The 11,920-nt window shown below is 22.9% G+C and carries 13 protein-coding genes and 5 pseudogenes; 12 read left to right on the top strand and 6 right to left on the bottom strand.

All coding sequences use genetic code 4. From position 1 onward, the window contains the following. The first annotated feature begins 15 nt into the window (after positions 1-15). Positions 16-1,137 (top strand): annotated as a pseudogene (locus tag ABWV63_RS01185) (IS3 family transposase). Between the two features lie 48 nt (positions 1,138-1,185). Next, positions 1,186-1,320, top strand: coding sequence for a hypothetical protein (locus ABWV63_RS01180; RefSeq protein WP_353306482.1), 135 nt, complete (start codon positions 1,186-1,188; stop codon positions 1,318-1,320). 138 nt (positions 1,321-1,458) lie between these two features. On the opposite strand, the gene ABWV63_RS01175 is transcribed toward ABWV63_RS01180, so the two are convergent. The 4 genes from ABWV63_RS01175 to ABWV63_RS01160 all read right to left on the bottom strand — a co-directional run bounded on the left by ABWV63_RS01175 (position 1,459) and on the right by ABWV63_RS01160 (position 2,761). Then, positions 1,459-1,716 (bottom strand): hypothetical protein, encoded by a 258-nt coding sequence (locus ABWV63_RS01175; RefSeq protein WP_353306481.1) that lies wholly within the window; start codon positions 1,714-1,716, stop codon positions 1,459-1,461. 195 nt (positions 1,717-1,911) lie between these two features. Then, entirely contained in the window at positions 1,912-2,322 is a 411-nt protein-coding gene (locus tag ABWV63_RS01170; RefSeq protein ID WP_353306480.1) for a transposase family protein, read from the bottom strand. Between the two features lie 3 nt (positions 2,323-2,325). Continuing rightward, complete coding sequence (locus tag ABWV63_RS01165) at positions 2,326-2,556, bottom strand: hypothetical protein (protein WP_353305983.1); 231 nt, start codon at positions 2,554-2,556, stop codon at positions 2,326-2,328. Positions 2,557-2,587: 31 nt separating this feature from the next. After that, positions 2,588-2,761: a hypothetical protein gene (locus ABWV63_RS01160; protein ID WP_353305528.1), complete on the bottom strand. Its 174-nt coding sequence runs from the start codon at positions 2,759-2,761 to the stop codon at positions 2,588-2,590. A 252-nt stretch (positions 2,762-3,013) separates the two neighbouring features. Between ABWV63_RS01160 and ABWV63_RS01155 the strand changes: the two genes are divergently transcribed. Together ABWV63_RS01155 and ABWV63_RS01150 are read left to right on the top strand one after the other, a co-directional pair. Next, positions 3,014-3,532 carry an IS630 transposase-related protein gene (locus ABWV63_RS01155; protein WP_353306479.1) on the top strand — a complete coding sequence of 173 codons (519 nt, stop codon included), beginning with the start codon at positions 3,014-3,016 and terminating at the stop codon, positions 3,530-3,532. 89 nt (positions 3,533-3,621) lie between these two features. After that, a pseudogene (locus ABWV63_RS01150) lies at positions 3,622-4,860 on the top strand (IS256 family transposase). Here ABWV63_RS01150 and ABWV63_RS01145 read toward each other — a convergent pair. Both ABWV63_RS01145 and ABWV63_RS01140 read right to left on the bottom strand, forming a co-directional pair. Next, positions 4,857-5,084, bottom strand: coding sequence for a hypothetical protein (locus tag ABWV63_RS01145; protein WP_353306478.1), 228 nt, complete (start codon positions 5,082-5,084; stop codon positions 4,857-4,859). The pseudogene ABWV63_RS01150 and the gene ABWV63_RS01145 overlap by 4 nt on opposite strands. Positions 5,085-5,257: 173 nt before the next feature. Then, positions 5,258-5,632 (bottom strand): transposase, encoded by a 375-nt coding sequence (locus ABWV63_RS01140; protein WP_353306477.1) that lies wholly within the window; start codon positions 5,630-5,632, stop codon positions 5,258-5,260. 98 nt (positions 5,633-5,730) lie between these two features. Between ABWV63_RS01140 and ABWV63_RS01135 the strand changes: the two are divergent. From ABWV63_RS01135 to ABWV63_RS01100, 8 genes and pseudogenes are all read left to right on the top strand, one after another. Continuing rightward, positions 5,731-5,895: pseudogene (locus ABWV63_RS01135) on the top strand (transposase); the annotation flags it as partial. A gap of 987 nt (positions 5,896-6,882) precedes the next feature. Further along, on the top strand, positions 6,883-8,052 hold the full coding sequence (locus ABWV63_RS01130; RefSeq protein WP_353306476.1) for a hypothetical protein: 1,170 nt from the start codon (positions 6,883-6,885) through the stop codon (positions 8,050-8,052). Between the two features lie 152 nt (positions 8,053-8,204). Next, the gene (locus ABWV63_RS01125) at positions 8,205-8,801 is read left to right on the top strand and encodes a hypothetical protein (RefSeq protein WP_353306475.1); all 597 of its coding nucleotides are present in this window, start codon (positions 8,205-8,207) and stop codon (positions 8,799-8,801) included. A 31-nt stretch (positions 8,802-8,832) separates the two neighbouring features. Continuing rightward, positions 8,833-9,275 (top strand): annotated as a pseudogene (locus ABWV63_RS01120) (AAA family ATPase). An 88-nt stretch (positions 9,276-9,363) separates the two neighbouring features. Then, a complete protein-coding gene (locus tag ABWV63_RS01115) occupies positions 9,364-9,591 on the top strand; it encodes a hypothetical protein (protein ID WP_353306474.1) in 228 nt (75 codons plus the stop codon). Positions 9,592-10,105: 514 nt separating this feature from the next. After that, positions 10,106-11,302, top strand: a complete 1,197-nt coding sequence (locus ABWV63_RS01110) for a lipoprotein (protein ID WP_353306473.1) — start codon at positions 10,106-10,108, stop codon at positions 11,300-11,302. 24 nt (positions 11,303-11,326) lie between these two features. Further along, positions 11,327-11,641: pseudogene (locus tag ABWV63_RS01105) on the top strand (HU family DNA-binding protein). Beyond that, positions 11,634-11,756, top strand: a complete 123-nt coding sequence (locus ABWV63_RS01100) for a hypothetical protein (protein ID WP_353306472.1) — start codon at positions 11,634-11,636, stop codon at positions 11,754-11,756. Before ABWV63_RS01105 ends, ABWV63_RS01100 begins: the two are co-directional and overlap by 8 nt. The last annotated feature ends 164 nt before the right edge of the window (positions 11,757-11,920 follow it).

The following is an 11,920-nucleotide window of genomic DNA, read 5'->3' as shown; positions in this document are numbered from 1 at the left end:
AAAGAAATTATAATTATGGCCAATATTAACTCATATTCAGATGAATTTAAAAAACAAATAGTAGCTTTATATCAAAGTGGTAAGTCAGTGTCTTGTCTTGCTAAAGAGTACAATGTTACAAGAGCAGCTACTTATAATTGAATTAAGCAATTTACTAATTCAGGCAGTTTTAAAACCAAAGATAACCGTTCTGCTGAAGAAAACGTATTAATTGGATAAATTAAGAAAAGAATTAAAACAATTAAGAATGGAAAATGATATTTTAAAGCAAGCAGCACTAATAATAGGCAGAAAATATAAATTATTACTAAAAATAAAGTTAAATATAAAATTCGTACAATGTGTCGTTTTTTAAAAATCTCTAAATCAACATATTATTTTAATTTCAAGAAAAAAGAAGATAAAATTCAAAATAATATGTATGATGAAGTTGTTATTAGTGCTTTTAAAGAAAATAAAGAAGCTTATGGAACCAGAAGATTAAAAGTTGTTCTAAAAGAAAAGAAAATTAATTTATCAAGACGAAAAATTAAAAAAATTATGAATAAACATAATTTAATATCAAAATACACTAAATTATCATACAAAAATTATCATAATAAAGTCAATGATAGTCAAATTACTAATCTTGTTAATAGAGGCTTTAATAATAGGCTTAAAAATAAAGTTATTGTTAGTGATTTAACTTATGTTCAAGTTAATGGTAAATGAAACTATATTTGCTTATTAATCGACCTGTACAATCGCGAAATTATTTGACATAGTGTAGGTACTAAAAAAGATGCATCATTAGTATATCAAGCATTTATGTGCTCAAATCGTTGTTTAAAAAATATTCAAATATTTCATAGCGATCGCGGTAATGAATTTAATAATAAAACTATTGATAAACTTTTATTAGCCTTCAATTTTACCCGCTCTTTAAGCAAAAAAGGTTGTCCTTATTATAACGCTGTTGCTGAAGCAACTTTCAAAACAGAATTTATTAATGATAAAAATTTTACATCATTAATCAAATTAAAATTATAATTATTTGATTATATCAATTGATACAACAACATAAGAATCCACAGCACTCTAAACTACTTAACTCCCATAAAACACCCAGCACAAATGTCTACCAAAAAACAGTCCTAAAAAAGGTTGTCATTCCAATATAAAAAAATGTTATATTTTAATGGTTTTATGTCAGCATTTTTTACAAGTAATTTAGAAAGTATTATTGGTAATGGTGGTTTAATTCCCTTAAATGCTTTTACAAATGATAATGATTTTACTATTGGTAAATTATTAGGTGCTACTGCTATGACTATAGAGTAAGTGTTTATCGATGAGACCCTACTACTGGTCAGAAATTAACTATAAAAGAACAAATAAGTACAGTTGATTTATCACAAAAGAAAAATAATAAAGTGTAACCCATCCAAAGTTTATATTTTAGCAGAAGATACTGAATTTTTAGATATTGCTTCACCATTTACAAATGAAGATAAAGATTTTCAATGAAATCCTACAAGTAATGGAGTTATAATCTTGAAAAATTGCATTTAAACCTTCACTATCAGCAATATTACCAATATCATTTAATTTAATAATAATAGGTGTAAATCAGTTTTTAGAATTAGTATAATTTAATCCTAAATATTTATTTGAATATATTGCATTCATATTAAAATTAAAATTAAATGTGATACTTTCATAATCATCTTTAGACATATTCCGTAAATAAATTTAATCAATTGTCAATAATAATATTTATAAATTTTTTAGTGTTAATAATTATAGAAGTTAATATTTTTAAAAAAAAACTTTAAAAATAAATTTATATTTCAAACACAAAAATTGTTAATATTATTTTTATATTAACTTGATAAAAATTTAAATTTTTAAAAAAATATTAAAAATATTTTTTTATTTTAATGGTTTTGTTTTATTAAAAATTTCACAAAGTAAGTTAAATCTTAAGTACATAAGTCTAAATATACTTTTTCTACATTTATTTATTAAAATTTTGAATCTTTTTAATCAAGCAAAAACATGTTCAAATTTAATTCTAATTTTTGAAATAATTTTATTGTAGATTTTTTCTTGTTTAGTTAATTTTTTATTTTTAGTTTTTTTAATTGGTAATATAGTATTTTTATAAATATTTTGTATTCCTTGATATCCCAAATCACCAATAATTATTGTTTTTTCTGAAAATTCAAGATTTGAATTTTTTAATATTTGAAAATCATGTACTTTTCCATTATCAGCAAAAATATCAACAATTTTTTTATTAAAAAGTCATATATAATTTGAAATTTTATAGAAAACATTCAACTTTTACCAGAAAAATATTCTAACTGTAGTTTTTTTAGTTGATCTTTCAATTTCAATTTCAGTTGAATCAATTAAATAAAATTGAAATTCATTTAAATCTTCTTGTTTTTTCTCAATTTTTGATTTATATTTTGTTTTTAAAAACTGATAATCTTTGTCATCACTAAGTTTATTTTCTACTCAAGTAATATTTCGAAAACAACTTGATGCACTCATTTTATATTTAATACTCATTTGGAAAAAGTATAATATTCTTTTCAGTATACTAAAGTCATCATCAATCTTTCTTCAACTGAAAGTTTATATTTTCTACCTTTAGTTTTTTTAAATTTTCTATTTCAATTAATTTTGTTAACATTTCATCAAAATGAAAACGTTTTATACCAAAATATCTATAAAATTGTTCATTTTTTAATTTTTTTAAATTTTCAAAATTCATTTTTATCAACACCTTATTAATTTATTAATAAAGAAATTATAAAATAAATTTTAAATTATTAATTGACTTTTAAAAAATTTATTTACGGAATATGTCTAATGTTTACTTATAAATAATGTAAAATAATAATATGTAATTTAAACAGTTTTTGAATTTAAAAGTACAATTCAGCAATATTTAAAATAGATTAGGAAGATTAAATTATGCCAAAACCATACAGTGAAGACTTACGAAGAAAAGTAATAGAAGCCTATGAAAGTAAAAAACATGAAAATTAAAGAAATTTGTAAAGTGTTCAATATTACTAGAAAGACTTTATTCTTATGAAGAAAAAGAAAAAAAGAAACTGGGCATATAAAACCAATTTTGAATTATCAAAAAAAACATAGCCACAAAATAAAGGATTTAGATGAATTAAAAAATTATTTAGCGCAAAATAAAGATGTTACAGTTCAAAAAGTAATTGAAAAATTTGATGATGTGACTAAAGAAACAGTTTATAACTATTTCAAAAAACTAAATTATACATATAAAAAAACTTTTCTATATGAACAAAGAGATAAAAATAAACAAGAAGATTTTTTAAAAGAAATAGCTAAAATAATGAATGAAGATTCAGTATATATTGATGAATCTGGAATTGCTGATAATGAATTTTATAAATATGGTTGATCTGAAAAAGGTAAAAGATTATTTGATAATAAACCCGCATATAAAATAAAAAGAATGAGTATAATCGGTTCACTAAATAAAGTTAAAAAATTAAGGTAATGTTTAGTAATCTGTGTAACTTACAAAAATAACTATGTTTAATTAATTCTAGTAAATAAAATTAAATAAATAGAAAGAGTGAGTTACGTATGTCTAAAAAACAAAATATTAATAATAATGATCCAATATCAAAAGTAGTAGATTTATTACTAAAAAATAATGAAGATTTAACAACATTTTTTAAAGAGGGAGGCTTATATAAAGAATTAACAAAAAGATTAGTTGAAAAAATGTTGAATTCTGAAATGCAAAATTATTTAGGATATGAAAAAAATCAACATAATAATAGTGATAATGCTCGCAATGGTATAAGTTCAAAAAAATTAATAACTCAACAAGGTAAAATTGAGATTAATGTACCACGAGATCGTAATAGTAATTTTGAGCCAGTAATAGTTGCAAAAAGACAAAGAATATTTGATGGTTTTGATCAACAAGTTCTTTCGTTATATGCCAAAGGCATGACTTTATCAGATATTAGAATGCAGTTACAAGAGTTATATCATGGTGCTGATATTAGCGAAAGTGTTATTAGCCAAATTACTGATGATGTTATTGATGATGTTAAAGCATGACAAAATCGGCCATTAGAAAGTGTTTATCCGATTGTTTATTTTGATTGTATAGTAGTTAAAGTACGACAAGATAAAAGCATTATTAACAAATCAGTTTATATAGCACTAGGAGTTGATTTAGAAGGTAAAAAAGATATTTTAGGTTTATTAATTAGTGAAAATGAAGGTTCTAAGTTTTGATTATCTAATTTCACAGAAATGAAAAATCGAGGCTTAAATGATATTCTTATTGTTTGTAGTGACAATTTAGCAGGAATGTCAGAAGCAATACAATCAGTTTATCCTAAAACCGAACATCAATTATGCATAGTTCATCAAATTAGAAATAGCTTAAAATATGTTTCATACAAACATAGAAAATCACTAGTTACAGATTTAAAACCAATTTATAGTGCATGTAGTTAAGAACAAGCAATGCAAGTTTTAGAATCTTTTGAAAGTAAATGAAATAAACAATATCCTCAAATTGCTAAATCATGATATAAAAATTGAGATAATTTAATGGTTTTTATTAGTTATCCTGCAGAAATCAAAAGAGTGATTTATACAACAAATGCTATTGAATCTGTTAATAGTCAATTATGAAAAGTTATTAGAAATAAAAAAGTTTTTCCAAATGATATGGCAGTTTTTAAAATATTTTACTTAGCAATTGAAAATATAACAAAAAAATGAACAACGCCCATTCAAAATTGAAATACAGCAATTGCTCATTTTATGATAAAATTTGAATATAGAATTAATATAAACTAGTAACTTTGTAAAAAGATACACAGATTTTTAAAAAGTCTCTTTTTTTCATATCCTAAATAATTTTGCATTTCAGAATTCAACATTTTTTCAACTAATCTTTTTGTTAATTCTTTATATAAACCTCCCTCTTTAAAAACTGTTGTTAAATCTTCAGTATTTTCTATTAATAAATCTACTGCTTTTGATATTGGAACATTATTATTAATATTTTGTTTTTTAGACATACGTAACTCACTCTTTCTAGTTATTTAATTTTATTTACTAGAATTAATTAAACATAGTTATTTTTGTAAGTTACACAGATTACTAAACATTACCTATTTTTTTAAAAATATTAACTTCTATAATTATTAACGCTAAAAAATTTATAAATATTATTATTGACAATTGATTAAATTTATTTACGGAATATGTCTAATGAAAGAACTTGTTGATCAAAACCACCAAATCTTCTTTGTCTTTTTGCAACTATTACTGGCTCAAAATTACTATTACGATCTTGTGGTACATTAATCTCAATTTTGCCTTGTTGGGTTATTAATTTTTTTGAATTTATACCATTACGAGCATTATCACTATTATTATGTTGATTTTTTTCATATCCTAAATAATTTTGCATTTCAGAATTCAACATTTTTTCAACTAATCTTTTTGTTAATTCTTTATATAAACCTCCCTCTTTAAAAACTGTTGTTAAATCTTCAGTATTTTCTAGTAATAAATCTACTGCTTTTGATATTGGACCATTATTATTAATATTTTTTTTAGACATAAGTAACTCACTCTTTCTATTTATTTAATTTTATTTACTAGAATTAATTAAACATAGTTATTTTTGTAAGTTACACAGATTAATAAACATTACCATGCAAACTATTATTTCTTCCGCCATATTCTCCTAATTTAAATCCAATTGAACATTTTTGATTTGCTATAAAACATAATATAAGAAAAATATTACCAAATTATTGACCAAATATTAAAAAAGAGATTGATTTTGTTTTTCAAGATATGAGTAAACATTACTTTAGTTAGCTATAAATAAAAAATTTACTGATGATAGTTACCAAATTAGAATTTTTGAAAAATACATTTCAATACCTAAAAAATTTTGTTTTTTAGACAAAAATAAAAAAAACTACTTAATTGGTATTAAACCAAATTACATTTATAATTGCTATGACGCACAAAAAAACTGAAAAGAAAAAATCAGTGGCAAAGATTTAATTAAAAAATATAACCTAAAAGGTTTACATTTTTTAACTGTTGAAAATCAACGATTTAAAAACATGCAACAATCAAATCCATTTTTAATGCAATTTAAAAATGCACAAGAAAGCATGTAATGACATAAAAAACAAGTTGCAAAAGAAAAAGAACAATTCAAAAAATATTTGCTATCTTTACAAAAAAATAAAGATAGCAAAGTATCTGAAAACAATTTAAAAAATAGTAATAACATATCAAACACATATCAATCTACTAATTATCAGCAACGAAAGCTCGACATAAAAAAAATAACTGAAGAATTGGACAAACCAATTTTCAGTTAAAAACTACCATTTTGCTCAAAGACACAACGCATAGGAAAGCAAAAGTGTCTTCAACTAAATAATAACACAGTTTTAAATAAAAATATTTTTCACGATGTTTTTATTTTTATTTTTCGATTTTCCTAACAATGCTATTCACAATGTATTTAACAATACTATTCACAAAAAAATAAATTTCTTTTTTTGTATTTTTTTTCTGATAATATCATATAATATTATTAAGTTTTTAATAAGTATTAAAACTTAATAAAAATTACGAATTAATATATTACCAACAAGCATTAAGCCGAAAACTCGTGCTGTCAACATCGTTGGGAGTGCGGGTTTTCGGCTTAATGCTTGTTGGTAATATATTCTTTATTTTTCTTTTCTTTCTAGCGGTAAAGATAAAGCAAAATAAAGAACCAAACAAAAAGAAAAGAAACCGCTATACCTAATTTAAAGAAAATAAAATTAAGGAGAAACTGTTATGAAGAAAAAAATTAGATTTTTTTTAAATTATATTTTAGTTAGTGCAACGATAATCAATGTTTCTGCTTGTAGATGAGGATGTACTAATGATAATTATGATTGATCTGATGAAACTGAACAAGATATTTCTGGTGATTATATTGTTCCTGACATAAATAACAGAGCCAGTAAAATAATAAGTGATCGTTTAAATTTTTTTGGGATAGATACTAGTAATGTGAAAAATTGATATTTAACAAGTTCAGAAAACTGATTTAATAAAAGTAATAAAAAATGAGAATTCATTAATAATTTAGAAGAAAAAATTAAATATAAAGCAAATGAAAAGTCAATTCATGAATTTAATGATTTGGAAAACAATAAAGATAGTTTTAATGATTTTAATGATTTACAAACACAAATAAATGATACTTATCTTAATACAACTCAAAAAGTAAATATAAATTTTGAAGATTTATTTCAAAAAATAAATATTTTAACAAAATATAAAAATGAAATTAAAAATGAAATTCTTAAATTTTATAATGTCTTTTCAAAATTATATGGAAAAAATAATGTATTAAAATTAGTTTACAAAATTGATTATGACAAATTATTAGATAAAAATCACATAGCAGCACAAACCAAAGGTTTAAAATTTTGAAAATTTGAACCTAATTATGGTTATTATTTAAATTGCATTCAAATGATAAGTCTTAGTAATGTAGTTTTTTCTAATGAAACTGCAATTAAAAATTACATTTTTGGTTTTTGATCAAGTAAAAATATTGTTCATTCATTAGTTCATGAATATGGTCATGCTTTAAGTAATTTTTTATCATTAGATTTAAAAGGAAGACAAAATATTAATTATTTTGTTGATAATCAAGATACTTATTTTTATAAATCATTACAAATTTCACAAAATAATTATAGTCAGCAATTAAACAGCCCAGAAAAATATATGATTTCATCACTAGCAAATGGTACCAAAATAAATGACCCAATTTATCAAAAATTATTTTCTTATGCTATTGTAAGAAGTAATTATGGAAGAACATCAATTAATGAACTGTTTGCAGAAGGATTTGCACAATGAATTGAAACACCTGAAAATCAGCGTAATATTGCATGAGAAAAATTAGATAAATTTTTTAGAATTGATTTACCAAAAATTTTAAAATCTTAAAAAATATTATAAAGTGAAAGTTGTTAAAATTTCATAAAAAATGGTTCATAACTAATGTTTGATGAATATTTTTATATTCAAAATCAAAACATCGATAAAATCAGCAAATATGAGCCAAATAAAGGCATATACCAAAAAAGGAGTACAAAACAATGGGTGAATTAGAAAAAATACTATTTATTATAAATCGTTGGGGATATTTAAATTTAGAACAAATTGCTTTGTTATTAAATAAAAATATCAAAACTATTCAACTACAAAAAGAACAATTATTAAAATTAAAAATGCTTAATGTAGATACATTACCAAAGAAAAATTATTTTACTTTAACAAGTAAAGCACAAAGCCATTTAGGAAGAGAACACAAAAAAAGCATTCAAGTCAATTATTATGAACTAGTTCACCAAAATTTACTTATTAAATGACTTTGCAAACAAAATGACATACTTTCTTATAAAACTGAACGTGAACTAAAAATGGAAAATGGAAATCTTAATGCTTACCCTGATTTACTTATTACTAAAAATGATAATACTGAAATTTATGTAGAACTTGAATTAACTAGAAAATCACCAGAACGCTTTAAAACAAAATTAATTAATAGTCGACAATGACTTGTTGATGGTGGTAAAATTCACTGAATTACAAATTCACAAACAATTGCCAATTGAATCGAAAACCAAATCAACACCATTGAAACATATCCTAAACAACACAACTATGAAATTATAAATAATAATGTATACTAAATGTAAACATTTTAAAAAAGGAGAATTATAAATGAAAATGATTACTTTTGCAAACTCAAAAGGTGGAGTGGGAAAAACAACTTTAACAGTTGGTGTAGCGCCCACGTTAGCATAATTAGTAAAAAAATTTTATTATTTGATATTGACGCACAGGGCAATTTAAGTTCTGTGTTTCTTAACAAAGATTTTTTAACAAAAGATTTTTTGTCTTATTGATTTAATTCAGAAATTACTGAAAATCAACTAAAGACTACAATAGAAAAAACAAATTATAAAAATATTGATATAGTACCTTGTTATACAAAATTAATGACACAGACTATTAAATCATTAACAAATGATGTTGCAAGTGATTTTGTACTTAAAAACAATATAAAAAAAATCGAAAAACATTTAAACACTAATTATGACTATGTTTTTTTTGATATTAATCCAACAACAACAATTATTACTACTAATGTTTTTTATCTGTAGATGAAATTATAGTAACCGTATCACCTCATAAATTTAGTTTCAATGGTATTGAAAGATTTTTTAGTGATTATAACTGATATTTGGATAAATGAAAAAAATAGGTTTAACATTAAATAATAATATGAATGCAATTGTTTTAAATAATGTTCATAAAAATAAAACTCACGCTGTTTTTGTGGAAAAATTAGAAAATTATAATTTAAGAAATATAATACTAAAAACTAAAATTCCCTCATCTATTGCTTTAGAAAAACATACTATGATTTCAAGTCCAACTATTACTGATAAAAGTCCATTTTGACTTCTTACAAAATAATTAATACAAAAAAATATTTTTTAATTTATGTTTACAAAAAGTAAACATAATATCATTTATTTTGTATATTTTGATAAATTTTAAATAATAATGTATACTAAATGTAAACATTTTAAAAAAGGAGAAAATATGGCCAAAAAAATAAAAAATCATTTTTTAGAAAATATTACTTTTGATGAAAGTCCCCAAATTCATTAAAAGTAAATAAAGAGAGTAAAGATGAATCGAAAATTTTTGAAAAATTTTTAAGTCAAAAACTTATTCAAGAAAAAGAAAAAAGACTAACAATTCATTTATCTAGTTATCAGCCTATAGAAAATATGCTTGCTGAAACGCAAAAACAAGGATTAAAAGTAACAAGAAGTACTATCTACAGAAATGCTGTAATGGAAATTTATCAAAAATGAAATAAAACTAAATAACCATGATTTCAAAAAAACAAGCATATGAAGAACTTATTGAAGAAATATTATAAAATAATAGTATACATTTAAATTTAAGGAGGCAAAAATCTATGAAGAAATTATTAAGTATACTAGGGGCAATAACTTTAATCGGAACAACAAGTACAAGTGTTATTGCTTGTGGTGGAAGAAACGAACCATCACCAACGTCAGATACAAGAACTGATTTAAATACAGTTATTATTAAAAATGAATTAGGTATTATTTACATTGGTCAATTGGACAAAACAAATAAAACTGAAATTTTAAAAGCTATTAAAGATAAAAATAAAGAAGCAATTGATCTAACCGAAGATGATTTTGATTTTGAATATAGTCCAACTGCAACAACTGCTACAATAATTGGTAAAAATAATTATGAAGGAAAAGTTTCTTTCAATTTTACTATTAGTATGTTTAAAAATATTAATAATAGTGGTATACCTCAACATATCACAATTGAAAGAATTTTAAAAATCAACAATCTAATTTATGTTTCAACAAATTATAGAGATAATAAAAATGTTTATAAATCAACTGATGGTTCTACATTTACAGCATTAGCAGGAACAAGTGGTTCAATTTGAAGTTTAGCAGTAGATAGTAATAATAATGTTTATGCCGGAAGTTATAATGGTAATGTTTATAAATCAACTGATGGTTATGCATTTACAGCATTAACAGGAACAAGTGGTTCAATTTGAAGTTTAGCAGTAGATAGTAATAATGGCAATGTTTATGCTGGAAGTTATAATGGTAATGTTTATAAATCAACTGATGGTTCTACATTTACAGCATTAGCAGGAACAAGTGGTTCAATTAGAAGTTTAGCAGTAGATAGTAATAATAATGTTTATGCTGGAAGTTATAATGGTAATGTTTATAAATCAACTGATGGTTCTACATTTAAAGCATTAACAGGAACAAGTGGTTCAATTAGAAGTTTAGCAGTAGATAGTAATAATAATGTTTATGCTGGGAGTGATAATGGTAATGTTTATAAATCAACTGATGGTTCTACATTTACAGCATTAACAGGAACAAGTGGTTCAATTTGAAGTTTAGCAGTAGATAGTAATAATGGCAATGTTTATGCTGGGAGTGATAATGGTAATGTTTATAAATCAACTGATGGTTCTACATTTACAGCATTAACAGGAACAAGTGGTTCAATTTGAAGTTTAGCAGTAGATAGTAATAATGGCAATGTTTATGCAGCTGGAAGAGCTGATGAAAAACCATCACTTTTTATAAGTGAAAGATTATAGTAAGAAAATTTTAGGAGGGATATTATGAACAAAAAAGAATTAGTAAAAGCAATAAGTAATGAAATTAGTTTGAATCAAAAAGATGTTGAAAAGTGCATTGATAAACTTTCAGAAATAATTATCGCTAAAAATTCAATTGGTTAATTTGTTGATATTTCAAATCTTGGAAAATTCATGATTGTTAAAAAGAATGCAAGAACTGTTAGAAATCCTAAAAATGGTCAAACTTTACAAATGAGTGAACATTACTCGCCAAAATTTCAACCCAAATCTATTTATAAACAAACTATTAAAACAGCAATCATTCAAAAAGAAACTGAGGTAAAAACGAATGTTTAATAAATTAAAAGAAAAATTTAAAAATAGAAAGTGTAAAAATGGTTCGTGTGAAAATAAAAATAAACCAGTTGCAAAGTCAGAATTTGAAAATAAAAACGAAACTGAACATAATTAAATATTTAGTTTTTTTTAAATATTTTAATTCATTTAAATACTAATTTACGATACAATTATCTAGTTACTGGTGTGGTCTGGCGATGGCACTAGTAACGATTATATTTAATTAAAGTTTAATATTATATTTGCAATTTTAATTAAATGTGATAAATTAAAGGTATA

The sequence above is a fragment of the Spiroplasma ixodetis genome, assembly GCF_040369795.1.
Classification (GTDB): Bacteria; Bacillota_I; Bacilli_A; order Mycoplasmatales; family VBWQ01; genus Spiroplasma_E; species Spiroplasma_E ixodetis_B.
Note: the sequence above shows the minus strand (reverse complement) of the source record. Positions and strands in the feature narration are given on the sequence as shown.